A 26,567-nucleotide genomic window follows, 5' to 3' on the forward strand; every position below is an offset into this window, starting at 1 on the left:
TAGCCGCCTCCGGAGAAGTCTTGACAGACATCTCCCGACTTCAATAGATTGAAGATATGTTCACTAAAGTTCATGAAGATAAAGTTATCGCCCTCGGTGGAACCATTCCGCTCGACGGCCGCGTGAGCTGGGTACCGGCCGGAGCAACCGGCTTCCAGCCGTCGAATTGCTATCTCCTCAGTGAGGGGTCCGGCCGGCTGTTGATCGACACCGGGCTCGCGGTCCACAGCCAGGAGATCCTCGATGACCTGGTTGAGCTGCTTGACGACGACGGCCGGCTCTCCATGTTTTTCACGCGGAGCGAGATGGACTGCGTTTCGAACCTGGAACCCATTGCCGGGAAATTCGACATCGAGCGCCTCTTCACCGGCGGCGCGATCAACCCCTTCGATGCCTTCGACGACCTGAGCCGCCTCGCGCTTCGAGGCCGCCGGCAGCAGATCGACCAGAAGGGAGAGGGCGGAGATTCCATGGCCCGCACCCCGGAGATCGAGGTGGCGCCGGGGCGTCACTTGACCATTGAGTCGCCGCTCCTGCGGCTCCTCCCGACCTTCTGGGGATGGGACGCGAATACCGGAACCATCTTCACCTCCGATACCTTCACCCACGCCACCATGACGAGCCCGGACGGTTCCCGCATCATTGACTCGCTCGCCCAGGACACCACCACGGCCAAGCAAGTCGCTGAGCATCTTTACGCGAAATACGAGTGGATCCCGCGGGCCACGTGCGAGCCGCTTCGCGAATGGCTCTCTGACAAGTTCGAGACCCTGGCCCCCGAGACCATCGCCCCTTCCCGCGGCTGTGTGATCCGCGGACGTGAACTCGTCCGCCGGCACCTTGATTTCATGCTCGCCGCGCTGACACCGGAAAAGGCATAGGAGAATCCCATGGAAGAACTAGTAGAAACCATGAGCCGCGACCTCCCGCGTGAGGTAGCCGACGGCGTCACCTGGATGAGCTCGTGCCTGCCGTTCCACCTCCAGGACCGCGTGATCCACGGGCACACCTCCACGTACCTGGCACAAGGGACCGAGTCGTCAATCCTCATTGACACGGGCAACCCCTCCAGCTGGAACATCATTTCGGAAACCCTTGACGGGTTGCTGGGGGACAAGCCGCTGAGCTACGTCTTCCCGACGCATCCGGAGCTTCCGCACACAGGAAACCTTCCCCGCCTCGTCGAGAAGTACCCCGACATCATAGTTGTCGGCGACATTCGGGACTACCACCTCTTCTACCCCCAGATCGTGCCCAACCTTCATGCCCGGGTTCCCGGGGACAAAGTGGATCTCGGCGGCGGATATGAATTCGTGATCGTCGAGGCGATGATCAGGGACCTGCCAAATACCCAATGGGGCTTCGTACCGAAGTCGGGCGTGCTCTTCACGGCCGATGGCTTTTGCTACATGCACCGCCCGGAACTCGATGATGAGGATCCGGTGCACCTCCCCGGCGAATGTGGCCTGACGACAGATGAACTCTCGGCACCCATCGCGGTCGAGAACGCAGCCTTCTTTACCGGCAGCGCGTTGTACTGGGCCAGATTCGCCAACGACGCCGACCAGGTTTACGACCGGGTCGGCAAGCTGATGGACGACCTTGGGGTCAAGATCGTAGCGCCCACCCACGGCAACGTGATCACCAATATTCCGGAGGTGGCGCCCATCATCCGGGCCGGCCACAAGCACGCCTACCGTTACTAATCCACTGCCCACATCAGCAGCGCACTACTCGTAACACGTCCTTTCCCTCTGTACAGAAATTGGAACCAGGCTTATGAAGAATTCGCGTTTATTGCTTGGCTGGGTCGCAGCCGCGGCAGCTGTTTCGCTCACCGGATGCGGGGGAGCCACTCCCACCGCTGCGGTGGCCAAGCCGGAGTCGGTCGTCATCGCCGTCGGCGCCCTCCCGGACAGTCTCACCCCCGCCCCCTGGGGCGGCAGTGCATCGCATGTGGTGCTCACCGGCCTCGGTTCCCAGCTGCTGGAGTACAAAACCGGCGCGACTGATGACCAATCATGCTCGACGCCGTCTACCGCGGTCACCGGTCGGCTCGCCGAGAGTGCGGTAGCCGCCGCCGACGGCAAGGGGGTCATCGTTAAGCTGCGGAAGCTGACAAGCCAGTTTGGAAACACCCTCTCGGCCGAGGACGTGAAATGGAGCCTGGCGATTGGCATGGTGCGGCAGCCCGTCATGAAGGGGACGCTCAAGAGCAGCGGATTCAACGTGGACAACCTCGTCACCGTGATCGATGACCGCACTGTTGAACTCAACACCCTGGGGATGACCTCCTACACGCTCGAGTCACTGCAGAACAATCTCTTCTACATCCACGACAGCAAGGAAGCTAAACTTCACGTCACGCCGGATGACCCCACGGCCAACAAGTGGCTCTCGAAGAACCTGGCCGACTACAGCGGTTGGAACCTTGAGGAGTTCACTCCCGGCACGTCCCTGACGGTGACGGCGGACCCGAACTGGGGAGGCGATCGAGGCTCGGTAAAGCGGGTTGTGGTCAAGGCTGTCCCCGACACCGCCACCCGGACCCAATTGGTGAAGACCGGCGAGGCCCAGATTGCCAACGGCTTTGAATATGACCAATACAGCTCCATGACCGGTGTCAGTGGGGTCAGTGTCCTCAAGTGCACCAGCCAGACCCGCGACACCATGATGTTCAACACGAAGACCGGTCCTTTGGCAGATGAGAAGGTTCGCCAGGCAGTTTCCATGGCGATCGACCGAGCAGCCCTGGCCAAGGGCGCCTACGCCGGCCTCGCGGACCCGGCAGGCTCGATCTTTCCGACGGTGAAGGATTCGCCCACCTACAAATACGATCCCGACGGGGCCAAGAAGCTGCTGGCGCAGACCCAGTACGCGAACGGGTTCCCCCTGACTCTCAGCTACAGCGTCAGCCGCCCGGGCCCCGTCGCGAAGAGTTCAGCCGTCCTCATCCAATCCATGCTGGCGAAGGTCGGAATCACAGTGCAGCTGTTGAACGTGGCCAGCCCGACCGACTTCTCCTCAGCGCTCATCGACGGCCGCTTCCAAGCCGTCCTGTACTCCGAGCCGATCGTCATCGCCGACCCCGCGTTCTACACCTACGCGTTCTACTCCACCGGAGCCCCAAGCAACAGCACCGGATGGTCCAATCCTGAATTCGATGCCACGCGGACCCAGCTGGCCGCCACCCCGAGCGCGAACACGGACCAGAGGGCAGCCCTGCTCAAGAAGATGGCCGGATTGGTGGACCAGGGCGCCCCGATTCTCTCCCTGGTGCAGGTCCGGAACCTGATCGTCAAGCAGGACACCCTGACGGGGGCCGTACCGCTCACCAACGACCAGGTCTATTTCGCCGGTCTGGGCAAGTAACAAACCCTGTGAAGCACATGGTTCTGGCCGGCGGGCGACCGTCGGCCAGAACTCACCCGACCCCAGATCCGCTTTGACGCCGGATCCGCTTGAAGGAAGAAGATCATGATTGAAATTTGCGGCAAACCCGTCCGCGACACCCTCCATGAACTGCTCGATCCCGCCACCACTGCCTTGGTTGTCATCGACATGCAGGTGGGGGCTGTTTCGTCCGGTGGCGCAATAGGAGACTCCGGGCACGACATGAGCATGATGCCGTCCGTTGTCGAAAAGTGCGGCCGCGCCATCACTGCGGCTCGTGCCAATGGGGTGCCGGTTTTCCACATTCGCGTCGAGAACCTTCCTGACGGCGCCAGCTCGCCGGCGGCCTGGCTGCGTGCCCTCTATACCGCAGCGAACGGTCGCCCCATTGACCTCGGCAAACTCAGCGCCAAAGGCGACCCCGCGACGGAGTTCTGCGAACCCTGCATGCCCGAAGACGGGGAAGTCGTGATCACCAAGCGACGCCCCAGCGCCTTCATCGCCACAGAACTCGCCTTGCTGCTCCGCAGCCAGGGAATCGAGTCGGTGGCGCTCGTGGGCGTTTCCACCGGTGGCTGCGTGGAAGCAACCCTGCGCGACGCCGTGCACAACGACTTCTATGCAGTGCTGCTCGAGGATGCGGTGGGAGCCTACGACACCGTGGTGCACGACGCCGCGCTGACAGTCATGCGAGCCCGGCACGACGTCTGCACCCTCGATGAAGCTATTGCTGTCTGGGAGACAGCCAGCACCTCCTGAACCATCCGGATCCAAGGGAAGGAGTGAGAGTGAGCGATTTGCTGAGCGGCCGGATCTACCGGCTCGGCGGGGACATCGAACTGGATGAGCGCGTGAGCTGGTGCCCTCCTGGCGTACGGCGTGCGCAAGCGGTGAACTGCTACTTAATCAGGGGGCCGTCCGGTTCAGTGCTGGTAGACACCGGGATTCGCCTTCATCAGGAAGGCATCATCGAACAGCTTGACCGGCTGCTCTCACCCGGAGAGCCGCTCTCCATTGTCCTCACCCGGACCGAAATGGAATGCTGCCTCAACATCCCCGCCATCGAGGAGCGCTTCCCGGTCGGCTCGGTCTGGTACACCGGCGGAATCACCGTGCCTCGTTCGAAGGCCGAATCCAAACGGATTGCCGTCGATCCGGGGACATCGATGCGGGTAGAAGTGCTGGACGGCGTCGTCGTCGAACTCGTTTCACCGCTCCTCCGGCTTCTGCCGACGCTCTGGGTTTTCGATCCGGAATCGGGCGGGCTGCTGACCTCGGATGCATTCACGCACGGCGGCAGTGCCGATCCGGAGACCCGTGAGGGGCTCCGGAAATTCCGCTGGTTCACCGGGGCGGATACCAGTCCGATCGCCAAGAACGTTAGGGACATCTTCAGGGACCGCGATGTCCGCGCGGTGGGCCCCGGCTACGGAACTCCCTTTATTGGCAGGGACATGTGCCTTGAGCAGGCAGGGGAGCTGGCGCGGGCAATCGAGGAAATGGGTATCCAGTGAAGCACGATTCAATAAACAGCAATCCAGTGAAGCACGATGCAGTCGAACTCCGGTGGCTCGCCGACGGAACCTACTGGCTGGGTGGCTGCCTGTCGGCCAACGCCCAGGGGCAGGAAGTCCACTATCACGTCTCGTCCTATCTGGTGGTGGGCTCCAAAGCGACGCTCTTGGTGGACACAGGGGATCCGGCTCACCGTGCCCTCCTTCTCGCCCAGCTGGAATTGGTCCTCGGTGAACGTCCCCTGGACTATGTCTTCCCGACCCATCCCGAGATCCCTCACGCCGGGAACCTGCCCGCACTGCTGGACAAGTACCCCGGCGCGCTCGTGGTGGGTGACGTCCGTGATTACCATCTGCATTTCCCTGAATACCGCTCCAGGTTCAGGACCCACACGGCCGGAAGCCGGATTGATCTGGGCGATCGGGAGTTCCGCTTCCTCCCGGCCTTCATCCGGGACCTTGAGAACACGCTGTGGGGGCACGACGACGGCGCCCGGATGATGTTTGTTTCGGACGGCTTCTCCTTCATCCACGATGTTCCCGCAGCGGACGGGGCGGCGGCAGAGGACGACGACGAGCCGGTCCATCTTCCCGGCCAATGCCGCTTGTTGTCCGGCGAGATGCCGGAACCTCCCACCGTGGAGCAAGCGGCATATGGCACTGGCCGGGCTCTCTACTGGACGAAGTTCGTGGACGTCAGCGATGCCTTCGCCGGCATTGAAGCGGTACTGGACACGCTTCCCACGAAGCTGATCGGTCCGGCTCACGGCAACGTGATCGACGACGTCGACGGAATGCTCAGGACGTCTCTGGCCGCGCACAGGAAGGTCTACGCGGAAGGCCGCTGATTGTATAGTGAAGTTTGATTCAATATAATGAATTCGAGATGCGACGCTTCGATTGAGAGCGGCGAACGGCAAGGAGTGAGTCAATGCGAGACCTCATTGGATACGGGGAACACCCCCCGGTCGTGACGTGGCCGAATGGTGCCAAGGTGGCCATCTCCATGGTCATCAACTACGAGGAAGGCGCGGAGAGCTCCATAGAGGCCGGTGATGAAAGCGATGAAGACGTCACGATTTTCGGTGGCTGGTCTTCGGATCCGGGCCGGCGGAGCTTGATGAAGGAATCCTTCTTTGAGTACGGCAGCAGGGTAGGCATCTGGCGCTTTTTGGCTTTGCTCCGGGACTACGGCGTGCCCGCGACATTCATGGCTTGCGGTGTAGCCCTGGAACGGAACCCCGAAGCCGCCCATGCGATCGTTCGCGATGGACATGAGATTTGCGCGCACGGCTACAAATGGCGGGGAACCGTCGGAATGACTCCGGCCCAAGAACTGGCCGAAATCCGGGCCTGCGTGGCGGCGATCGAGGGAGTCTCGGGTGTCCGGCCGGTGGGCTGGTATGTCCGCGAGGGAATCACGGAGAACACCCGCGAGATCCTCAAGGACGAGGGCTTTCTCTATGACTCCAATTCCTATGCGGACGACTTGCCGTATTTTGTCGCCGCCGGAGAATCCCGCCACCTTGTGGTCCCCTACTCGGGCGACACCAACGACGCGAGGTTCTGGGGCCCGGGAAGCCTCGGGACGGCGGATGACTTCTTCAATGTACTGAAGGACAGCCTCGACTGCCTCCTGATCGAAGGTGAAACCGTACCCAGGATGATGTCCGTAGGAGTGCACTTGCGCATCGGCGGGCGGCCCAGCGTCGCCTTGGGGGTCAGGCGCTTCCTGGAGTATGCACTCGCGCGGAACGACGTCTGGTTCGCCACAAGGGAGGAGATTGCCCGGTGGTGGATCGCCAACGCGCCTGCCGCCGGCCAGCTCGAAGCAGCGTACGAAGGCCGCGCGTGACTACGTCCATGCCGGGAGAAAGAACTCCTGCGGCCACGGATATTTCGCGGTTGGTCCATAACGTGGTTCAACAGGGCTTTACGGCACTGGAGAAGACGGGACTTCGCGGGCAACAGGACCAAGGCCTCGTCTCCACGCTCATCTCGCGTGACCTGAGCGGATCCGACGACCTGTGCGTCAGTTGGGGCAGGATTCTCCCCGGTCAACATCACCTGTGCCATCACCATCCCGATGCCTCCGAGTTCTACGTGGTCATTTCGGGCGAGCCTCTCGTCCACTTGGGCGACACCGAGTACAGGGCTAAGCCTGGCGATGGCATCTACATTCCCCGGGGCACCACCCATGGCATCACCAACGACGGCAACGAAGACGTCAACCTGGTTGTCGGCGTCAGCAAGCCCGCCGACTGGCAGTTCGTGGCGGACGAGTGATGGCGACGTCGCCGCTGGTCCGGCAGGTTGGACTCATCACGGCCGAGCCGACTCCCACGCTCTTGTCGGTAGTTGCCTACCGAAACCTGGATTTCGTGGTCCTCGACGCAGAGCAGACCACGTTGACGCTCCAGCAATGCGCGGATGCGGTCCAGCGGCTGTCAGGGGCCACTACCCGGGTCGCCGTCCGTGTCCCTGACCTTGAAGACATGACCTTGGTAGCGTTCGCCAACACTGGCGTGGACGAAATTGTCCTCCCCAGGGTGCGGCATCCGAAGGAACTTGAACGCGCCTACCGGGCGACGAGGTTCGGCCCCCATGGGTTCCGGCCAAAACAGGCTTCGTTCGCCTCGGCGTTTGGTGCGGACTATTCCCTGGAACCCCGGCTGACGGTGCTTTTTGAGACGGCGGAAGCCGTCGACGCCGTCGAAGACTTCGTGGCGCTGGAGTGTTTCGACGGCGGCTGGGTTGGCCCCACGGACCTTGCCGGCGAACTGCTGAAACAGGGGAGGCCCGGGGCGGCCGCGCTTGAGGAATCCGTCCAGCGCGTCGTCGACGTCCTCGGAGCCTCCGGCCAAAGCGTGGGACTTCCCGCAAGCGACATCGCCAGTGCCGGCGATGTCCATGCCCGGGGCGCCGATCGCGCCGCGGTGTACTGGGAGCGGGAACTCGCCTCGATGATCGCGCGGTTGGCAAACTCCGCCGCTCCAGAGACCAAATGGAAGCGATGTGACTCCCCGTGAAAATGAGTCGAATAATTCTTCTGCCGCGGTGCCGAAGCTGGCATGCTGTGACGATGAAGAAAGGCTCGACGCCGGAGGATCCTGCCGGATTCTTCGTTTAGTTGACGATTCTTCGATATACTGATGATGAGTGCTGGAACACTGAGGAGCTGTATTGGGAAGCACGGAAGTTGTTAAAGTCGACGACGATGACACTCTGCACCGCAACCTGTGGATCACCCACCTGGGCGCCATGCTCAAGGAACAGCGTGCCGGGCGATTCACTGTCGAGGAATTGGCGGACCGCGCCGGCGTGAGCGCCGGACTGATCAGCCAGATCGAGCGCGGCATCGGTAATCCGTCCTTCGCCACGCTCCTTCGCCTCGCCAACTCCCTCGGTGTGCCGCTGGCGAGCATGTTTACCGACCCCAGCGAGACGCAGAACCACATGCTGGTGCGCCGGGCCGATCGCCGCCGCATTGAGATTCCTTCCCAGGGCATCGTCATGGAATTGATAGTGCCTGATGCGGACCGGAAGCTTGGCGTCATCAACATGACCATCCCCGCGCATTTCGACGGCGCAGAGGTTCCGCATTCGCACGAGGGTGAGGAATGTGTCGTGGTCCAGACCGGCACGCTCGTAGCGAGTGTCGGCGGCCAGGAATTCACCTTGGGCGAGGGCGACAGCCTGACCTATGACGCTACGTTGCCGCATTGGTGGAGCAACCTCACGGACACTGCGGCGGTCATGGTGGCGATCTCGACGCCGCCGTCGCTGGGTAAATCCCATTGACGAGCCGCCCGCCCGGCCCGTCTTCCCGCTTGGGAATGCTCGTGCCGTCGTCGAACTCCAACGCGGAGTCCCTGACGGCCGACATCCTGGCCGGATCGCCCGACGTCGGCGTCCATTACAGCCGCTTCCGGCTCCCGGCAGACCTCGATGACCGCATCGACGCGAAGGTGCTCGGTGACGCGCCGTCGCTGCTCAGCGATGCTGAGCTGGATGCCGTCGCGTTCCACGGAACGTCGGGATCCTGGACCGGCCTCGAAGGCGACCGGGCGCTTGCCGAATCGTTGACGGAGGCCACGGGCGCGCCGGCCACCACCGCATCCCTGGCGCTTGTGGCCGCCCTGAAGGCGCTCGACGCCGGCCGGGTCGCCGTCGTTTTTCCCGGCCCCCCGGGCATCATGGCACTCATTGAACGCGAGTACGCAGCCAGCGGCCTCGAAGTAGTCCGCTCTTCGGTGCCCGCGACATCGATGTCCAATCCGGAGATCTCGCGGATGTCCGGCGCGGATATCGGCGCGCTCATGAGGCCCGCCTTTGGCTCCGGGGTTGACGCTGTCGTCTGCATCGGGACGAACCTTCGCTCGGCTTATCTGGCGGCCGGCTTCGAATCCGAGTTCGGCGTGCCCGTCGTCGACAGCGCAACAGCCACGCTGTGGCATCTCCTCCGCTTGGCCGGAACTGCGCGCTCGATCCAGGGATGGGGCGCGCTGCTCGCAAGCGCCTAGGGCGTTCGCCGGGTATTCAGCAACCAAGCCTCGATGATCTGCGAACGCGTCGCGATCCAGGCCGGATTCTTGCCCGCGTGGGACAAGAAGGTGTCCAGGGCGGCTGCGTAGGCTGGCCGGCCAATGAGGCGCGGGTGCAGGCCCACGTTCATGACGGACGGGCCGGACCGGCTGTCAGTGAGCATCATGTCCAGCGTGCCGCACAAGTGGCGGGCGAAAGCCGTAGCAGTGGGGAACTGCCTGAAAAGGCCAGAGTCGTTGGTGTCACCGGCGTAGGGCAGCACCGGCAGCCCTGTTCCGTCCTTCCCCGCGTTGTCCATCCCCGTTCCAAAATGCGGCAAGTCGTCGTTGAAGCTATTGGACTCATACATGAATCCAGCTGCGGCGAGCATGTCCCGCGTACCCGGGTTGAGTCCGTCCCGGGAGTACCAGCTCGTCGGGGGAACGCCGGTGCTCTTGGCGATGGAGTCGCGGGACGCCGTAATGAGCGCGCGTTCCTCGTCCGGAGCGAGCCCGGCGTGGGTATCCCAGTTGTAACCGTGGTCGGCAATTTCGTGGCCGTCCCTGACGAGCGCGGCTGCGATCTGGGCGTTTTGCTCAAGTGCCGTGGCGCAGCAGAAAGCAGTTGCCCTTGCGTTGTGGCGCCTCAGAATGCGCAATACACGCCAGATGCCTGCCCTTGATCCGTATTCGAAAGCCGATTCCAGGGTGAGATTCCGGACCGTGGGGTGGGCGGGGTGCTTGATCCAGTGGGCGCCAAGATCGTCCGCAGGGCCTCCGCGCGCGATGCTGCGCTCCGCTCCGTCTTCGACATTGATCACTAGGGACACGGCGACGCGTGCACCCCCAGGCCAGCGGAACTCCGGTGGATGCTCGCCGTAGCCGACGAAATCCCGGGTGGTGGAGGGGATTGGCACTGTGGAATCTCCTCTGTGGTTATAGTGAAGATACTTCGATATCATGAACGTAATCGATAGGGAGTCGAATGTCTACGCTCATCCACGGTGGCACCGTAGTGCCAGGCACAGGCAACACGGTGCTCGAATCAGGAGCAGTCATCCTGCGCCACGGGCGCGTCGCCGACGTTCTCGAGCGTTGGGACCCCGATCAGGCCTTCGACGGCGAGGTGATCGATGCGAGCGGATGCGTCGTGATGCCCGGTCTCATTAATAGCCACGTCCACGGGGTGACTCCCGGCCCGCTCATGCCCAGCGGCGCCCCCGCGCTGCCCGACGACGAGTGGCTGGCGAATCTTGACCGCCACCTTCTTGCGGGAACTACCACGGTGCTGAACCTTTGCGGTTTTTGCACCATGGACCATGTCCGGGAAGCGGACCGCCGCCATGCGGTTCACGTCCGGGGAGCCACGACGTACTTGCCCGAGGCTGAGCGGGCCGCACGAATGGCTGACGGGAGGGGACTGCCTGCGCAGTCTGGCCACAGCACAGTGGAAAAGATGCTCGACGACGGCGCGATCGCGATCGGTGAGCTTGGTGGCGGGCAGACCCTCGGCGGGGGAGGGCAGGACCTGAGCTACATCCCTCGCGCCATCGAAAGGGCGAGCGGCGTGCGGGTGCACTCGGCGCAGGCCCGGCGGATGAAGGAAGCCGTTCTTGGCCGCTTCATCGATCCCGAAGCTTGCGATATGGCCGAACTGCGCGCCGCGGCCGCCGAAGCCGGGTTGGAAGGACAAATCGACCTCGTTGAATTGCGGAAAATCATCGCGGATTCCGTGTTGCCTTCCTTCGAGCCGGCGCTCAACGGCATCCGGGAAGGCGTGCAAGCCGCGGCCCGATATGGCGTGCCGGCGATCCTGCACAGTGCAGCCGCGACAGCACGGGTCATGCGCGAACTCATGGAAGGGCCACCTGAGCCCAAGACCGGCGGGGCCAAGGCGAGTGTCATTGCCTCCCACGCCAACCACCCCTCGCACACTCCCGCGGAGGCCCTCGCGCTGGCCAGGCTCGGCCGGGACCACGGCTGGCCGGCCGAAGCTTCCGTTTTCGACCTCCTGCACCGCAAACAGACCGTGACAACGCGCGAGCATTGGGATGTTCTGCTGCAGGAGCCAGGGCTCATTGAGGTCCTCGCCACCGACTACGGACACGAGGGTCATCACGATGAATTGATCTCGGCCGTGCAGGATGTCGCCGAGCGCGGCTATCGATCCTTGGCAGGAGCAGTGGCCATGGCGACGTCGGCAGTGACCGGGTTGATTCCGGGGATTGCGCCGAATGGTGGGCGGATTGAGGCGGGGTGGGATGCCGACGTCGTCGTGGCCAGCGCCGAAGACTTCCGGGACGTACGCTTCGTCTTCGTCGGTGGCGTCTGCGTGGTGCGGGAGGGTCTGCTCACTCGGGCGGCGCGCCCGTGAGTGGGCAGCTGACCCCGGAGCAGTCTGCGCGACTCATCGAGCTGGTTGGCGAGGCCATCCAGCGGGAGGACGCTGCCGCCGTCGAACGCTCATTTTCTGACTTTCAGCGCGGCATGGCCGCGTTGAGGGCCGATTTCGACCCCCAACGTTTGCCGGAAGCCCCGGGAGGTGGCGCGAATGACTGAACCATGGGAACTGGGAATCGCGGAGGCGTCCGGCCTGCTGCGCCGCGGCGAACTCTCGGCGGCCGAGCTCGTGGAATCTGTCATTGGTCGGCTAGAAGCCACTGAAGATTCAGTGCATGCGTGGGCATACGTCGACAAGCGAGCCGCTCGAAACGAGGCACGCGCCGCTGATAATTGTGCGGAGCGCGGAGAGTTTCTCGGACCGCTCCACGGGATTCCGCTCGGAGTGAAGGACGTCATCGACGTGCGGGGGATGCCTGCTGAAGGCGGATCCCTCGCGCTCAGGGGCCGTGTTGCTTCCGACGACGCCGGCGTGGTTCGGCAGCTGCGGCGGAACGGGGCAGTGATCCTGGGCAAGACGGTGACCCATGAGTTCGCCTTCGGGCAGGGGACCCCGCAGTCGAAAAATCCTTGGGGAGCCGAGCGCTACGCCGGCGGTTCGAGCATTGGCTCGGGAGTGGCCGTGGCCGTCGGGAGCGCGCCGGGCGCCTTGGGCACGGATACCGGCGGATCCGTGCGGAATCCGGCATCGGTCAACGGGTTGGTGGGCCTCAAAGCAACGGCCGGACTGGTGGACGGATCGGGCGTGCTCAACGTCAGCCATACCCTCGACCACATCGGGCCCATTACCCGAAGCGTGGAAGATTGCGCGGCGCTGTTTCGAGGCATGGTGGGTCCGGAGTCGCCTGCCCGGCTGCAGGAGATGGTGCTCCCCGAGGCCATGCCCACACTGACCCGCGTCGCAGTGGATCGTGGCGCCTGGGCCGAGTGGGAGGTCACGCCGGAGGTGGCTGCGGTCCTAGAGCGGGCTGTGCATGCGTTGCAGGAACTCGGGGTGGAGGTTGTGGAGCTGTCCCTCCCTGAACTGAAGATGGCACTGCCGGCGAGCTTGGCGATTTCGTTGTCCGAATCGGTCGAACACCATCGCGAGCTGCTGGCCAGAAGGGCTGACAAGTATCTGCCGGGTACCCGCGTGATGATCGAGACCGGCGCATTGGTGCCGCGCGAAGATGTCGAGCTCGCACGTCAAGTGCGCTCGTATCTTCGGGGCTCCCTAAGGACTGCCATGGACAACGCAGGGGTCCAGGCCTTGGTGTCCCCGACGCTGCCGTCCATCGCGCCGATCGAAGCGGACATGTCCCATTCGCTGACCGGTTCAACGGGGAAGGATTCCCTCTCAAGTGCGCTCATGATGCTCTCGCCGGCAAACCTCACCGGCATGCCCGGGCTGAGCATCCCTTGCGGATTTGCGGGAGGACAACCGGTGGGGATGCACTTCCTGGGGCGGGAATTAGCGGAGACAGACCTCTTGGGCATCGCGCACGTCTATGAGAGACACACCTCGTGGCACGCCAAGGTGCCGGTCCGCGGCTGAGCCGTAGTAGCCGTGAACTTTGTCACATAAGCTACTAGGAGAGTAGGAAGAGGTTGGCGGTGCATCCAGAGTTGCGTGGCTTGCGATTTTTCGGTGCGCGCTGGAAGACGCGACCGCTTGCCTCCCAGATTCTGGTGTGGCTGCTCTGCATCCTCTTTGTGACAGTCACTTTGGGCGCGCTTCTTTACACCCAGATCAGCAACCAGACCCTCGAGGACCAATACCGGCTCAGGGCGCTGGGGATCGCGACTACGGTGGCGCAAATGCCGGAGATCGTCACGTCGCTGGGGAACGGGGATCCAACGCACTCGATTCAGGCGATTGCGAGCAAGGTCCAGTCCCAAGCGCAGCCGGACTACGTCGTCGTCTCCGACCGGAAAGGTGTCCGGTATTCCCACCCGAATCCAAACCTCATCGGGCAGACCTTGGAAGAACCCGTCGCCGTCCTCGACGGGCAGACCCATGTCGGCATCGACAAGGGCAGCCTCGGCGACTCAGTCAACGCCAAGGCGCCGGTGCGCGCGGCGGACGGGACCGTCGTCGGGCAGGTCTCGGTGGGAATCCTGGAGACCACGGAAAGCAGCGAACTCGCCAAACAGGTGTTGTTGATTGCCGGCTATTCGGCGGTCGTGCTCGTGATCAGCGCCATGGGTTCTGCCTTGCTGGCGCGCAGGATCAAGCGGGTCACCTTCGATCTCGAACCGGTGGAGATTGCGTCCCTACTGCAGGAGCGTGAAGCCCTGCTGCACGGCATCCGCGAAGCAATGATCGGCTTCGACGACGACGGCCGGGTCACCGTCATCAACTCCGAGGCGCGCTCCCTGCTGCACCTGGAAGAAAACGTGCTGGGAGAGAAGATCGAGGATCTTCTGCCGTCCGGACGGCTCCGTTCCCTCCTGACGGGTGAGATCAGCGGTACCGACCAGATCGTGATCACCGAGGACGCTTTGCTAGTGGTGAACCGGATGTCCGTTGCCTTGGCGGGAAGGAGCATAGGCTCGGTGGTCACATTGCGCGACCGTACCGAGGTAGAGGGCCTCGTCCGCGACTTGCGCTCCGTCGAAGGGCTGATGGAAGCTTTGCGCGCCCAGGAGCATGAGTACGCCAACCGTCTCCACGTGGTGGACGGACTCTTGGAACTCGGAGATGTGGACCAGGCACGGAATTTCGTATCGCGGATTTCGGACACCTCGCGCTCCCTTGGCGAAGGGCTGCGCTCGCGGATCGAGCCGCCGGAGCTTGCGGCCCTGCTGCTCGCGAAAATCACCGTGGCTGCTGAGCAGGATGTCGAAATCTCGGTGACCGACGACTCTCAGCTGCGTCAACCATTCCTCGAAACGCAAGCGCTGCTCACGATCGTCGGCAACCTCCTGGACAACGCCGTCGAGATCCTCGCGGAGCAACCCACGCCCCGTGAGGTGACCATTCAACTGGACGATTCCTCGGGCATTTTCATTTGCGTGACCGACAATGGGCCCGGTGTTCCTGCGGAATTGGTGGGCACGATCACCGCCGACGGGTTCACCACCAAGGAACCGCGGCCAGGAATGCGCCGCGGGATAGGCCTTGCGCTGGTGAGCCGGATCGTTCACCGTGCAGGAGGAACTATGGATGTTTTCCCCGGACCCGGGGGACGCTTTGAAATCTGGTTGCCGGAACCGCGCTTGGGATCCGAAACCCCGGTCATGACAGGAAAGTCGATCGAATGATCCGCACCTTGGTGGTCGACGACGACTTCCGCGTAGCGCGCATCCACGCCAGCCGCGTGGCCAAAATCGAGGGATACGAATGCGTCGGCGAGGCGCACACCGCCGCCGAGGCCAGGGAAGCGGTACAGCGGCTCAAACCGGACCTTCTCCTCCTCGATGTCTACCTTCCCGATGAAGACGGCATCAGCCTGTTGAGGTCGCTTCAGGGAGCCGGCGAAAAGCTCGACGCCGTCATGATCACCGCCGCGCGGGACCTTGAGACCGTGCGGGCCGCCATGCGCGGGGGAGCGGTGTACTACCTCGTCAAACCGTTTGGCTTCGAGCAGCTGCAAACCCAGCTGGAGGCCTATCGGCGCTGGCGGCAGGAGGCGGAGTCCCGGACCGTGGCGGACCAGGCGACCGTGGACCAGCTCTTCAGCCTGCGCCGGACGGCTCCCCCTGCCAAAGGACCGCGGCGTCTGCCACCCACGATGCAAAAAGTCCTCGACATGGTGGTTCACTCCACGGAGCCCTTGGGTGCCTCCGAGATTGCGGGCAGCGTCGGCATCAGCCGCCCGACGGCCCAGCGCTATCTCAGTGAACTCGAACGCAAAGGACTTGTTGACCTGCATTTGGCCTACGGTTCCACCGGGCGCCCGGTTAATACGTATTTGCCGCGCAAGGGTTGAGGACCGACGGCGGGATATGCTGCAGACGCGGAGCTCGCTCCGCTGAGCCGGCGTCGAGCGCCGTTGTGGGGATTTTGGGGGAAGAAAAGTGAAATTTTGGAGCCTGGCCGTCGTGGCCGCGACGGCGTTCGCCTATCTGGGCGCTGTGCCGGCGATGGCGGCACCTTCGGAAGTTCTGGGCGTGAGCGGGGTGCCCGTTGGCGTGGTGGTTGGTTCCGACGGCACTGCGTATGTGGGCAATTACGGCGGGGCTGGTGGCATCCAGGTGATTCCTCCCGGAGCGGTCCGGCCATCCCGGACCATCAGCACGGGAGGGTCCACGTCAGGCCTGGCAATGGCCCCTGACGGCACCCTTTTTGTGGCTGAGCTGGATAGCGCCAGCAATCAGTACGACGTGGGCGTCATTCCTGGTGGCGCGACCGGAGTCGCGCGACGAATTCCGGTTTCCCGCGGGAGTCATCTGATCGCCGCAGGCCCCGACGGGACGATCTACGTTCCGAACTCCTCGGAGCACACCGTGTCGGTCATCGCGCCGAACGGATCGACCGTGGACCGGACAGTTGGTGTCGGAGCAGGCCCGGTGGAAGTCGCGGTCACGAAGGACGGCACCGCATTCGTGGCAAACCAAATCGCGGGGACGGTCTCAGTCATTCCGTCCGGAGCGAGCGCTGTGTCCAGGACCATTCAGCTCAGCGCAACACCCGGGACCACAGAGAATCCCCACGGGATCGCCGTAGGCCCCGACGGAACAATTTATGTCACCAACATCAGTTCCAATGAGCTCGCTGTCATCAAACCGGGCGCTGGCACAGTTGCCTACCGCATCTTCGTCCCGGGAGGACCCCAAGAGGCGGCCGTCGGGCAGGACGGTACCCTCTATGTGACCACGGTCCAGGACCGCGTGTTGTCAGTCATCCCGCCGGGCGCAACAGCTGTGGGATCCTCCATCCCGACTGATAAGAACTCCGGGCATCTGGCGGTGGCTCCGGACGGGACAGTCATCGTGACGAGCCCGGGCGGCGGTAGCGGCGACGGCTCAGTATCCCGTTACGCCGCCATTGCACCGGGCGCAACAACCACCACAGCCTCGAAACCCGCCACCCCCGGAACGCAATCCGGCGACGGGATTGCCAGCCCGTGGAACATGATCACTGCAATCGGTGGCAGCGCCGCGATAGTGGCAATCGCCGTCGCCGTCTTCATCGTGGCCGCGGGACGCCGTAAGGGATCCGGACTTGGCGACCCCAGTAGGCCTCGATCTGCAACCTAGGGGTTGCTCTTTCTTTGGGTTAGTGCAACCCTGTAGTTGCAGCAACTGACTGAAAGGAACAGAATCATGACTATGACTGCAAACCAGGCCTCTGTCGTCGATGCCGGCGAATTCACCGTCAGGCGCACCATCACCATAGCGGCACCAATCGAGAAGGTTTGGGCCGCGATCACCGAGGCCGAGCACATCGCGCGCTGGTTCGGACAGGCCGCCGTCCTCGACGAAGTGGCCGTCGGCGCCGGCGGTGTCTTCTCTTTCGAAGGCTACGGCGCCTTCCCGGTGCGGATCGAGGAGCTCGACCCACCGCGAATGATCGCCTACCGCTGGAGCAACGACGACGCGCGCGGCACCCAGCCTGCCGAGGTCGATCCTGACCACTCGACCGTGTTCCGCTTCACGCTTGAAGCGCTTGACGGCGGAACGCGGCTCACCGTCGTCGAGACCGGCTTCGACACGACGAGCGATCCCTCGTTCAACATGGAGAGCCACCGCCAGGGCTGGGACTCGGAACTCGACGAGCTGGCAGCGTATGTCGAGGGTGGGTCGTGACCGCGAGCACCCTGGTTCCAGTGTTCGCCGCGCTCGGCGACGAGACGAGGTGGAGCATCCTGGCTGCCCTCGGCGAGGGCGACGCATCGGCGTCGGCCCTCGCTGGGCGGCTCCCGGTCACCCGACAAGCGATCGCCAAGCACCTCGCTGTGCTGCAGGAGGCCGGACTCGTTGAATCGGTGCGCGTGGGCCGCGAACTGCGCTACAGGGTGCTCGGCTCGCAGCTGAGCGAAACGGCACGCAGCCTCGACCGCATCGGCGCAGAGTGGGACCGCCGCCTGGCCGCGATCAAGCGCATCGCGGAGGGGTTGTAATTCTTTGACGACGGGGCCGTCTAAGTTGAGCGTCGGTTGCGCGCTTGGTGCGCCAACTGGATGAAGCCATAAATGAACGCGGCCTCGATGAGCACCATCAACCCCAGCCACAGCAACTCGCCCGTGCCGATAAAGTCAATGATCCCGACAAGGACGAGCACGGTCCCGAGGACCAGCGTGTAGACGGCGAAACCGAAAGCCACCCTTGCGCTCCGCACGCCCGTCTGGAAGCCAAATCCCAAGGGTTCGCCTCCCGGATAGCCCTGGACGCGATCGTGTCCCACGGGCTTGAGCCTGTCGAACTCGTCCCAAGGATCCAGATCCTGATCGGCCATAGTTCCATTATCCCGCGAATCGAGCCGGCCGCTTGGGGGTCCGTTGCCGTGTCAGGCGGGGGTGCCTGGGTGTCATTTTCGGGAAACGCTCGGGAAAGCCATGGACAATGGGGGCCATGATGCCCGAAGAACTCACCGCTAGCCCGCGGGTCAAGGACACCGTAGCTGTTGGCGGACAACTCCAAAACGCCGTCTCCCGAGCCTCCGCCTCGAAAGTACCCGAGGTCACCCTCTTGTTCTGGGTCGTGAAGATCCTCACCACCGGGATGGGCGAAACTACGTCCGATTTCCTGGTCCACCGGTTCGAACCCGAGATCGCTTTGGGCCTCGGTTTCGCGGCATTGGTGATTTCGTTGGTCCTGCAGTTCCGGGTCCGCAGGTACATCCCCTGGGTGTACTGGACCGCCGTCGCGATGGTCAGCGTGTTCGGGACCATGGCTGCGGACGCCGTCCACGTCGGACTTGGCGTCCCCTACCTGGCGTCGACCCTGTTCTTCACCGTGGCGCTCGCCGTCGTTTTCCTGCTCTGGCACCGGAGCGAAAAGACCCTCTCCATCCACAGCATCACCACCCCGCGTCGGGAGGCCTTCTACTGGGCTGCCGTGCTGACAACCTTCGCGCTCGGCACGGCCACTGGAGACCTGACCGCGTACACGCTGGGCCTGGGCTACCTCGCCTCAGGCATCATGTTCGCGGTTGTCATCGCCGTCCCCGCATTGGCCCACCGGCGTCGCTTGCTGGCGGCGATTCCGGCCTTCTGGTTCGCATACATCCTGACCCGGCCATTGGGGGCGTCCTTCTCTGACTGGACCGCTGTTTCCCCCGACCGAGGGGGACTCGACTGGGGTACCGGCCCCGTCAGCCTGGTCCTCGCCGCGGGAATAGCTGTACTGGTCACGTTCCTGACGATCAAATGGCGGCGAGCCGTCAAGTAGGGCGATCCACTGCCGCATGTTTCGTACTGTTGTTCGCATGTCCTGACATATTTGCGTTAATTCTTCCTCCAGTTCACCCCGGATTCATAGCACGTGACCCGCTCCTTCACCTTGCCCTTGGATGGTAGTTCCTGCCCTTGGGGGACTTTTCGGTTCAAGATGAAGGAACACCATGACCAACCGCTTCCTAGCAGCGGCCGCCGTCGCCGTTGTTGCAGCCACCGCTGTGACCGGCTGCGCGCAAAGCAGTACTGCTTCGGCCCAGAACAATGGCGCCAGCGCATCCCTGGACAAGACGATCACCGTCTTCATTAGCGGAGACACGAACGTCCAGAACCTGTGGGAAAAGAGCCTTGTTCCCGCCTTCGAGAAGGCCAACCCCGGCTACAGCGTGAAGGTCACGCTCGATCTGCACGGCGAGCACGATGCCCAGACCCTGGCGAAACTGACCAGCGCCACGGAGCAGAACAAGGAACCTGATTTCGACCTCGTCGATGGTGGCTTCGTTCCCAAGGCCTCCGCAGCCAATCTGCTGACCTCGGTGAGCTCGCAAACGATTTCCGCCCTGAACGATGTCCCGCAGGACGTCATCAAGGCCGGCGGCACCGGCGGCATCCCGTACCGCGGCTCCGCTGTACTCCTGGCATATGACACTAAGACAGTTGCCACACCGCCGAAGACCCTTGACGATTTGCTCGCCTGGATCAAGGCAAACCCGGGCAAGTTCACCTACAACTCGCCCAAGTCGGGAGGGTCCGGCGGCGCATTCGTTGCCACCGTTCTGGACAAGTTCGTCCCTGCCGACGCCCGCGCCAAGATGACGGTGGGCTACGAGAAGGACCTCGAGAAGTACTGGGACCAGGGCTTCGCGACATTGAAGGACCTCAACTCGTCCGTCTTTCAGAGCGGCGTCTACCCCAACGGCAACCAGCAGACCCTTGACCTGCTCGCCAAGGGACAGATCTCCATGGCTCCGGTGTGGTCTGACCAGTTCATCACCGGCTTGACCAACGGCCAGATCCCGTCCACCGTGAAGGCCACCCAGATCAGCAACCCGTCCTTCACCGGCGGTGCCGCCTACCTCGGCATTCCGAAGTCCTCCACCCGCCAGGAAGCGGCACTGAAGCTTGCCAACTTCGTCCTGTCGCCGGACGCACAGACCATGATCATCAAGGAAATGTCCGGTTTCCCGGCTATCAGCCTGGACAAGTTGCCTGCTGATGTGAAGGACAAGTTCAAGGACGCAGACACCAACAACCTGCGTAAGGGCTACTTCGACCAGATGGGCAAAGACCTGAACAACCTCTGGGACCAGAAGGTTCCCGGCCAGTGACAACCACGCTTCAAAAGCCGGCGGAACTGCAACAAACAGTTCCGCCGGCGGGTGCCCCGCGCCCCAAGCGACTGAGCCTGCGCGCCGTCGGGTTCTTCATGGCGCTGCCGCCGATCCTGTTGATCGCGATCTTCGTCGGCTTCCCGATCGTTCTCGCCTTCGGCTTCAGCATCGGCTTGACCGGCGGGTTGAACCACACCATCGCCACGATTGGCCAGAACGTGCACGAGGCAGACGCATGGTGGGGAACGCTGGCCGCGTACCAAGAGATGTTCACCAACAAGCGTTTCCTCGGGGACCTTCTGGTCACGGTCGTCGTGACGCTGGTCAGCACGGCAACAGTCATCTTCCTCGCGTTGGGCATCGGGCTCTACCTCAAGCTCAAGGGCGGTCGAATGGCCCGCCTCCTCTCCGGACTCGCAATCGTGCCGCTCTTCATCCCGGTTGTCATCGCCTCGTGGGCGATCCTGACCTTCTACTCCGGGACCGGTTTCCTGAGGAGCGTCTTTGCGCTCTTCGGTCTTGACTTCCCCGTGTGGGCCTTCACTATGGTCACGGTCATCATCGGTTCAGTCTGGACGTCGCTTCCGTTCGCTGTGCTCATGGTCTCCTCCGGACTGCAGTCCGTGCCGAACGCCATGATCGAAGCAGCACGCGACGCCGGTGCCGGCTCCTTGCGCACGATCGTCTCAGTGATCGTTCCCATGGCGGCAGTCCCCATCATCATCGCGACGACGTTTACGGCCATCGGAATTGTTGGATCGTTCACGGTCCCGTACTTCACCGGGCCCAATTCACCGAACATGCTCGGAGTGGACATGTCCAACTACTTCTCTGCCTTCAACCAACCCCAGCAGTCCGCCGTCATGGCCTTCACTGTCTTCCTGATTGCCTCCGGAATCGCCGCGCTCTACGTGTGGGCAAACTTCCGTTCCGCCAAGGAACAGGGGAAAGTCTGATGGCTATCGCTCCTGCTTCCCGCACCCGCCGACCGCTCACGCTGGACTCGATTGTCCGCAGTGCGCTGGTGGGCCTGTTCGTGGTGCTCATGGTCGTTTTCATCCTGGGACCCTTGCTCTGGCTCGGCGTCCGCGCCTTCGCCGGTAACTGGACCTTCCCCAATCTCCTTCCCGATGACTGGACATTGCGCTGGTGGCAGGTTGTCGTCAACGACGGCGCGCTCGGCATCGCGGTGCAGAACTCCTTGTTCTTCGCCCCGCTGACGGTCCTCGTGTCTGCGATCATCTGCTTGCCCGCGGCCTACGCCTTCGCCCGCTTTGATTTTCCCGGACGCCGATTCTTCCTGATCAGCCTGTTCGCGACGAACGCCTTTCCTAAGATGGGCTTGTTCGTTACCCTGGCGGCTCTTTTCTACGCGTTGAACCTGATGAACACCATTTTGGGAATCCTCGTGGTGCACGTGCTGGGCACAGTGGTCTTCATGACATGGATCCCCGCGGCAGCGTTTGCTGCCGTGCCGCGAAACCTGGAGGAAGCAGCCCGCGACGCCGGAGCCTCCAAATTGCGCGTGTTCGCCTCAGTGACGCTCCCCATGGCGCTGCCCGGGATTATCGTCGCGGCCGTGATGTCCTTCCTGGCTTCCTTCGACGAAGCACAAGGAACGTACTTGGTGGGCGCGCCGGCCTTCATGACCATGCCCACCCAGATGTACAGCCTGGTGCTGAACTACCCCACCCAGGTGGCTGCCGTCTTCTCGATCCTGCTGGCCATCCCCTCCGTTGCCCTCATGCTCGCGGCGCACAAGCACATCCTCGGCGGCCAGCTCGCCGAAGGCTTCCAGATCAAATAGCGCCCCGCGCTCAACGTCAGACAGAGAACCCATGACAATTCATGAACCATTGACTGAACCACCCGCCAGCACAACAAAGCCGGGAACTCCGGCGTCGGGCGGTGGGCTGTCTATCCGCGGCCTCCACAAGATCCTCGGCGGCCGCACCATCATCGACAACCTCGATCTGTCGGTAAAGGAGGGCGAACTGGTGTCCCTGCTGGGGCCCTCTGGCTGCGGAAAGACAACGACGCTGCGCATGATCGCCGGCTTCCTCGAACCGGACTCCGGCTCCATCGAGGTGGAAGGCCAGGAAGTCTCCCACCTCGGCGCGGAGAACCGCCCGAGCGCCATGGTGTTCCAGAACTACGCGCTGTGGCCCCACATGACCGTGGCCAAGAACGTCGGCTTCCCGCTGAAACTCCGCAAGATGTCCAAGGCTGAGATCAAGGACAGAGTGGAAGCCGTCCTGGAATTGGTCAGCCTTTTGCACCACAAGGATTCCAAGCCCGCCCGCATTTCCGGCGGCGAGCAGCAACGCGTAGCTTTGGCCAGGGCACTCGTCCAGGAGCCGAAGCTCTTGCTCCTTGACGAACCCTTGAGCAATCTGGACGCGAAGCTGCGTGTCAAAGTGCGTGAAGACATCCGCAAGATCCAGCAGGAACTGGGCATCACCACGGTCATCGTCACCCATGACCAGGAAGAAGCGATGTCCATGTCCGACCGCATCGCCGTCATGAATGCGGGCCGGATCGAGCAATACAGTACCCCGGAAGCGCTCTATGCCCGCCCGGAAACCGAGTTTGTGGCCACCTTTATCGGCAGCATGAACCGCCTGGAGGGCTCGCTCAACAACGGACTCATCACCGCGGGCCCGGACATTCTCGGGATCCGGCCCGAGGACGTCATCCTGGCAGACGCGCCCTTTGCGGGTGCGGTCCCGGCGACGGTCGAGAGGGTCGTCCCCCGCGGACACTTCCAGGAAGTGTACGTGCGCAGGGCCGACGCCCAGCTCCGCAGCTTTGTGAGCGGTGAGCTCATGCAGCCAGGCCAACAGATGTATGCGGGGATCCGCAAGGCCATGTCCTTCCGGGACGGACGCTCGGTAGCAGAGGGAGGTGCCGCGCTTTGAGAAACACCGTTGACACCAAAAGGACCCGCGCGACGGCCCATCGGGGCGACTCCAGCAAGTATCTCGAGAACACTTTGCCCGCCATCGCGTCAGCCATCGACGCGGGTGCGGATCTCGTGGAAGTAGACGTCCGGGTAACGAAGGACGGGCAGGTGATCCTGCTGCACGATGCCTCGCTGCTCAGGATCTGGAGCCTCGACGCCGACGCTGCAGACGTCGACTATGACCGCATCACGCAACTGGGCGCCGGCGAGGAGCGGATTCCCCTGCTTTCCGAAGCCCTAGAGCTTTTCCGCGGGCGCCGGTCAACCTTGCTCATCGACATGGACGAGCCCGGCCCCGCAGGGGCGGCTGCCGCCGTCGTGCGCGAAAGCGGCATCGAAGTGGCCTGGTGCGGGAACCTGGACGGAATGCGGATCATCCGCGCCCTCGACCAGGACGCCCGGATTTGGCTGCCCTGGAGCAAAAGGATCGCCCCACCGGAAGAGCTGCTGGCCGAGCTGAATCCTGAGTTCGTCAATTCCGAGCACGTGGTTCTCAGCAAGCACATGGTCGAACAGATCCACGCCGCGGGGGCCAAAGTTGCGTGCTGGACCATTGATGATCTCGAAACAATGCGCTGGGCCTTGGGACTCGGCGTGGATTCGATCACGAGCAACCAACTGGATCTGTTGCAAAGCGCCATCGCTGAAGACCCGCAGGTGTGGGCTTCGGCCCAGGCTCCCGGGGGACTCGCCGGCGATGAGGTTCTTGAGTCCCGGAAAGTCGCCTTTGAGCTGGCCGAATGGGCCGTCGGGTACATGCGCGACGCCGATCGTGGCCAGGTCTCGACCAAGGCGCACCCTGCTGATCTGGTCACGGAAGTCGATGTCGCCGTCGAGCGCCATGTCCGCGAAGTGATTGCCGCCCGACTTCCCGGCCACACGGTAGTGGGCGAGGAAATGGGCGGGGTCGCCGTGCCCGGCGCACCGTGTTGGTACCTTGATCCCGTCGACGGAACCACCAACTACGTGAACCACATTCCCTGGACGGCGTTCTCGCTTGCCTTGGCTGTTGACCGCAAGCCCGCGGTGGCCGTCGTCGCAGATCCTTGGCGTGGCGAGATTTTCGAGGGGTGGTCCGGTCATGGTGCCTGGCTCAACGGAAAGCCGCTATCGCTGGCTCCGGCGGGGGTTTCGACGGCGGCCCTGGCCGGAACCGTGGTGGCGACCGAGCTCGCGGGGCACTTGCCGTGGCCCGGAATGCTGGAACTCCTCGCGGAGCTTGGCGAGCGGCACAGCATCATGCGGATCATGGGATCGGCGACCATGACGGTGGTTGGGGTAGCTGCCGGGCGTGGTGCGGGGGCAATCATCGGGAGCTTCAGCCCGATCGACCACCTGGCGGCCACGCTCGTTGTTCAAGAGGCTGGAGGCGTCGTCCTCAACTCCGAAGGTGAGATGGACACGTTCCCTGAACAGGGCGGGGTACTCGCGGCACGTCCGGAATATGCCGCCGAACTCTACGAACTGTGGAGGCAAGCACATGACGACGCGGGGGACTGAGCTCCTCAGCGACGCCGTATCCGCCCTTGACCGGCGGAGCCGCTTCGAACTGGTTGAGGAGATCCGCCTCGACTTCCCGACGCACCACCCGCAGGGCATGGCCTTCGCCAAGGGTCTGACGTTCTTGTCGTCCGTTGAGATCCTCGAAGCGCCGCGCCCTGCGGCGGATCCGGCGCTGCGCACTCCGGGCCGGGGGAGCGGGCACGTCTTCGTCCTTGACGCAGGCGGGCTGCTACGCGATATCGCCGTGGGTGAGGGCTTGGCGTATCACCCCGGTGGTATCGACTTCGACGGCGACCACGTGTGGGTTTCCGTCGCCGAGTACCGGGCCGGGAGCAGAAGCATCGTCTACACGATCGATCCGGGAACCTTCGAGGTCCGTGAGCGGTTCCGCGTGGACGACCACATCGGTTGGATCGCCCGCGATCCCGGGCTGGACCTGGTGTTCGGCGGGAGCTGGGGTTCCCGGCAGCTCTACACCTGGGACACGGAAGGCCAGCTGGTGGATCAGTGGGAGAATCCCGGCCATTTCGTCGACTACCAGGATGCCCAGATCCTCGGTCCGGGACTCCTGCTGTGCAGCGGGATTTCCTTGCTGCCGCAGGCCGATGGCGGTGTTGTTGAACTCGGGGGACTGGCCTTGGTGGAGCCGCTGCGGCAAAGAATCACGTGGGACGTGCCCATCAGCGAGTTCAGCAGTGCCGGTCACGTCATCACACGCAATCCTGTCACGGTCACCGTGGATGAATCCGGGCTGCTGATTCACGCGGCGCCGGATGACGGCGACGACGGCGGCGGCACGCGGATACTGAGCTACAGGATCATTTAACACAGCCGTGACAGACCGGAAACCGGTCCTGAACGGTGCCTCGATAGCGTGGCCACATGATCGTATCCATCATGTCCAAGGTCAGTGCCTGGATCGAAGCCGCCTACTTCTACGACGCCGCCGAGCTGGGGGCCTCCGGAGCCACTGAAACCACCCGCTATGGCTGGCTCCCAGCCCTCAGCGGTGTGGCCATCGCCGACGCCCAGGCGCGGAAAATCCGGGCCGCGGAGTAGCTAAAACCCCGGGATTCCGGGGTTTTTGAATTGCTAGATGTCTTGTTGAACACACTATTCGTTGATGGCGTGTACTATGCCCTAAACTGCTTCACTGAGGTGCCTGAAATGGCACTATGCAGCAACGAAAGTGAACCAATCAATGGCTACCGATTACGACGCCCCACGCAAGACCGAAGAAGAGTCTCCCGCCGAATCGCTCGAGGCCCTTCAGGCGTCGCGCGGCTCCGGTGCCCAGACTGCTGTCATCGACATCGACGAGAACGACACAGCCGAGGGCATTGACCTTCCGGGCGCCGATCTGTCCGGCGAAGAACTGACCGTCATCGTTGTCCCGGAGCAGTCCGATGAATTTACGTGTTCATCGTGCTTCCTGGTCCGTCACCGGTCGCAGATCGCGCTGGAAAAGAACGGCCTCAAGTACTGCCGCGACTGCGAAGGCTAAACCCCGCACGCAATGCAGCCCCTCTCGACTGGAAACCAGCAACACCAAACCAGCCGGGTGGGGCTTTTGCATACCCGAGATACCGACACCGCTGCGGCGCGGCTACTGTAGCGGGGGC

Annotated in this window: 30 protein-coding genes; 28 read left to right on the top strand and 2 right to left on the bottom strand. The window is 63.2% G+C overall.

All coding sequences use genetic code 11. The features are described 5' to 3' along the window. Nucleotides 1-56: 56 nt before the first annotated feature. From AC4CS3_RS13965 to AC4CS3_RS14015, 11 genes are all read left to right on the top strand, one after another. Complete coding sequence (locus AC4CS3_RS13965; RefSeq protein WP_490783960.1) at nt 57-881, top strand: MBL fold metallo-hydrolase; 825 nt, start codon at nt 57-59, stop codon at nt 879-881. Between the two features lie 9 nt (nt 882-890). After that, nucleotides 891-1,706 carry an MBL fold metallo-hydrolase gene (locus AC4CS3_RS13970; RefSeq protein WP_490783961.1) on the top strand — a complete coding sequence of 272 codons (816 nt, stop codon included), beginning with the start codon at nt 891-893 and terminating at the stop codon, nt 1,704-1,706. Between the two features lie 73 nt (nt 1,707-1,779). Next, nucleotides 1,780-3,372: an ABC transporter substrate-binding protein gene (locus AC4CS3_RS13975; protein ID WP_490783962.1), complete on the top strand. Its 1,593-nt coding sequence runs from the start codon at nt 1,780-1,782 to the stop codon at nt 3,370-3,372. 105 nt (nt 3,373-3,477) lie between these two features. Beyond that, complete coding sequence (locus tag AC4CS3_RS13980) at nt 3,478-4,152, top strand: cysteine hydrolase family protein (protein WP_490783963.1); 675 nt, start codon at nt 3,478-3,480, stop codon at nt 4,150-4,152. A 29-nt stretch (nt 4,153-4,181) separates the two neighbouring features. After that, a complete protein-coding gene (locus tag AC4CS3_RS13985) occupies nt 4,182-4,907 on the top strand; it encodes an MBL fold metallo-hydrolase (RefSeq protein WP_490783964.1) in 726 nt (241 codons plus the stop codon). 26 nt (nt 4,908-4,933) lie between these two features. Beyond that, nucleotides 4,934-5,755, top strand: coding sequence for an MBL fold metallo-hydrolase (locus AC4CS3_RS13990; protein WP_490783965.1), 822 nt, complete (start codon nt 4,934-4,936; stop codon nt 5,753-5,755). Between the two features lie 83 nt (nt 5,756-5,838). After that, entirely contained in the window at nt 5,839-6,762 is a 924-nt protein-coding gene (locus AC4CS3_RS13995) for a polysaccharide deacetylase family protein (protein ID WP_490783966.1), read from the top strand. Beyond that, nucleotides 6,759-7,193: a cupin domain-containing protein gene (locus AC4CS3_RS14000; protein WP_490783967.1), complete on the top strand. Its 435-nt coding sequence runs from the start codon at nt 6,759-6,761 to the stop codon at nt 7,191-7,193. Before AC4CS3_RS13995 ends, AC4CS3_RS14000 begins: the two co-directional genes overlap by 4 nt. Then, nucleotides 7,193-7,936, top strand: coding sequence for an aldolase/citrate lyase family protein (locus AC4CS3_RS14005; RefSeq protein ID WP_490783968.1), 744 nt, complete (start codon nt 7,193-7,195; stop codon nt 7,934-7,936). The genes AC4CS3_RS14000 and AC4CS3_RS14005 overlap by 1 nt, the downstream gene beginning before the upstream one ends. Nucleotides 7,937-8,090: 154 nt before the next feature. After that, nucleotides 8,091-8,708, top strand: a complete 618-nt coding sequence (locus AC4CS3_RS14010; protein WP_059388278.1) for a helix-turn-helix domain-containing protein — start codon at nt 8,091-8,093, stop codon at nt 8,706-8,708. 41 nt (nt 8,709-8,749) lie between these two features. Beyond that, nucleotides 8,750-9,430 carry a maleate cis-trans isomerase family protein gene (locus AC4CS3_RS14015; protein WP_490783969.1) on the top strand — a complete coding sequence of 227 codons (681 nt, stop codon included), beginning with the start codon at nt 8,750-8,752 and terminating at the stop codon, nt 9,428-9,430. Here AC4CS3_RS14015 and AC4CS3_RS14020 read toward each other — a convergent pair. After that, nucleotides 9,427-10,347 carry a polysaccharide deacetylase family protein gene (locus AC4CS3_RS14020; RefSeq protein WP_490783970.1) on the bottom strand — a complete coding sequence of 307 codons (921 nt, stop codon included), beginning with the start codon at nt 10,345-10,347 and terminating at the stop codon, nt 9,427-9,429. The two genes, AC4CS3_RS14015 and AC4CS3_RS14020, sit on opposite strands and share 4 nt — an antisense overlap. A 68-nt stretch (nt 10,348-10,415) precedes the next feature. Here AC4CS3_RS14020 and AC4CS3_RS14025 point away from each other — a divergent pair, with 68 nt between their 5' ends. The 8 genes from AC4CS3_RS14025 to AC4CS3_RS14060 all read left to right on the top strand — a co-directional run bounded on the left by AC4CS3_RS14025 (nt 10,416) and on the right by AC4CS3_RS14060 (nt 17,874). Further along, on the top strand, nt 10,416-11,804 hold the full coding sequence (locus tag AC4CS3_RS14025) for an amidohydrolase family protein (protein WP_490783971.1): 1,389 nt from the start codon (nt 10,416-10,418) through the stop codon (nt 11,802-11,804). Continuing rightward, nucleotides 11,801-11,989 (top strand): hypothetical protein, encoded by a 189-nt coding sequence (locus AC4CS3_RS14030; protein ID WP_490783972.1) that lies wholly within the window; start codon nt 11,801-11,803, stop codon nt 11,987-11,989. The genes AC4CS3_RS14025 and AC4CS3_RS14030 overlap by 4 nt, the downstream gene beginning before the upstream one ends. After that, nucleotides 11,982-13,364 (top strand): amidase, encoded by a 1,383-nt coding sequence (locus AC4CS3_RS14035; RefSeq protein WP_490783973.1) that lies wholly within the window; start codon nt 11,982-11,984, stop codon nt 13,362-13,364. Before AC4CS3_RS14030 ends, AC4CS3_RS14035 begins: the two co-directional genes overlap by 8 nt. Before the next feature lie 80 nt (nt 13,365-13,444). Next, nucleotides 13,445-15,073: an ATP-binding protein gene (locus AC4CS3_RS14040; RefSeq protein ID WP_439180683.1), complete on the top strand. Its 1,629-nt coding sequence runs from the start codon at nt 13,445-13,447 to the stop codon at nt 15,071-15,073. Continuing rightward, nucleotides 15,070-15,741, top strand: a complete 672-nt coding sequence (locus AC4CS3_RS14045) for a response regulator (protein ID WP_284982098.1) — start codon at nt 15,070-15,072, stop codon at nt 15,739-15,741. The genes AC4CS3_RS14040 and AC4CS3_RS14045 overlap by 4 nt, the downstream gene beginning before the upstream one ends. 88 nt (nt 15,742-15,829) lie before the next feature. Then, nucleotides 15,830-17,011: an NHL repeat-containing protein gene (locus tag AC4CS3_RS14050; RefSeq protein ID WP_490783974.1), complete on the top strand. Its 1,182-nt coding sequence runs from the start codon at nt 15,830-15,832 to the stop codon at nt 17,009-17,011. A 66-nt stretch (nt 17,012-17,077) separates the two neighbouring features. Continuing rightward, the gene (locus AC4CS3_RS14055; protein ID WP_490783975.1) at nt 17,078-17,560 is read left to right on the top strand and encodes an SRPBCC family protein; all 483 of its coding nucleotides are present in this window, start codon (nt 17,078-17,080) and stop codon (nt 17,558-17,560) included. Continuing rightward, nucleotides 17,557-17,874 (top strand): ArsR/SmtB family transcription factor, encoded by a 318-nt coding sequence (locus AC4CS3_RS14060; protein WP_236815476.1) that lies wholly within the window; start codon nt 17,557-17,559, stop codon nt 17,872-17,874. Before AC4CS3_RS14055 ends, AC4CS3_RS14060 begins: the two co-directional genes overlap by 4 nt. Nucleotides 17,875-17,894: 20 nt before the next feature. On the opposite strand, the gene AC4CS3_RS14065 is transcribed toward AC4CS3_RS14060, so the two are convergent. After that, a complete protein-coding gene (locus AC4CS3_RS14065) occupies nt 17,895-18,209 on the bottom strand; it encodes a hypothetical protein (protein ID WP_490783976.1) in 315 nt (104 codons plus the stop codon). 116 nt (nt 18,210-18,325) lie between these two features. Here AC4CS3_RS14065 and AC4CS3_RS14070 point away from each other — a divergent pair, with 116 nt between their 5' ends. The 9 genes from AC4CS3_RS14070 to AC4CS3_RS14110 all read left to right on the top strand — a co-directional run bounded on the left by AC4CS3_RS14070 (nt 18,326) and on the right by AC4CS3_RS14110 (nt 26,449). Then, nucleotides 18,326-19,144, top strand: a complete 819-nt coding sequence (locus AC4CS3_RS14070; RefSeq protein WP_490783977.1) for a COG4705 family protein — start codon at nt 18,326-18,328, stop codon at nt 19,142-19,144. A 172-nt stretch (nt 19,145-19,316) separates the two neighbouring features. Continuing rightward, the gene (locus AC4CS3_RS14075) at nt 19,317-20,477 is read left to right on the top strand and encodes an extracellular solute-binding protein (protein ID WP_490783978.1); all 1,161 of its coding nucleotides are present in this window, start codon (nt 19,317-19,319) and stop codon (nt 20,475-20,477) included. Beyond that, entirely contained in the window at nt 20,474-21,436 is a 963-nt protein-coding gene (locus AC4CS3_RS14080) for an ABC transporter permease (RefSeq protein ID WP_490783979.1), read from the top strand. The genes AC4CS3_RS14075 and AC4CS3_RS14080 overlap by 4 nt, the downstream gene beginning before the upstream one ends. Continuing rightward, the gene (locus AC4CS3_RS14085) at nt 21,436-22,287 is read left to right on the top strand and encodes an ABC transporter permease (protein ID WP_490783980.1); all 852 of its coding nucleotides are present in this window, start codon (nt 21,436-21,438) and stop codon (nt 22,285-22,287) included. Before AC4CS3_RS14080 ends, AC4CS3_RS14085 begins: the two co-directional genes overlap by 1 nt. Before the next feature lie 49 nt (nt 22,288-22,336). Continuing rightward, nucleotides 22,337-23,398: an ABC transporter ATP-binding protein gene (locus tag AC4CS3_RS14090; protein ID WP_490783981.1), complete on the top strand. Its 1,062-nt coding sequence runs from the start codon at nt 22,337-22,339 to the stop codon at nt 23,396-23,398. Then, nucleotides 23,395-24,942: an inositol monophosphatase family protein gene (locus tag AC4CS3_RS14095; RefSeq protein WP_490783982.1), complete on the top strand. Its 1,548-nt coding sequence runs from the start codon at nt 23,395-23,397 to the stop codon at nt 24,940-24,942. Before AC4CS3_RS14090 ends, AC4CS3_RS14095 begins: the two co-directional genes overlap by 4 nt. Continuing rightward, nucleotides 24,923-25,771, top strand: a complete 849-nt coding sequence (locus tag AC4CS3_RS14100) for a DUF6454 family protein (protein WP_490783983.1) — start codon at nt 24,923-24,925, stop codon at nt 25,769-25,771. Before AC4CS3_RS14095 ends, AC4CS3_RS14100 begins: the two co-directional genes overlap by 20 nt. A gap of 56 nt (nt 25,772-25,827) precedes the next feature. Beyond that, entirely contained in the window at nt 25,828-26,004 is a 177-nt protein-coding gene (locus tag AC4CS3_RS14105) for a hypothetical protein (protein ID WP_236815494.1), read from the top strand. Between the two features lie 142 nt (nt 26,005-26,146). Further along, nucleotides 26,147-26,449, top strand: a complete 303-nt coding sequence (locus tag AC4CS3_RS14110) for a DUF4193 domain-containing protein (RefSeq protein WP_059388261.1) — start codon at nt 26,147-26,149, stop codon at nt 26,447-26,449. Nucleotides 26,450-26,567: the final 118 nt, after the last annotated feature.

This window comes from Arthrobacter sp. SE2 (assembly GCF_058244265.1).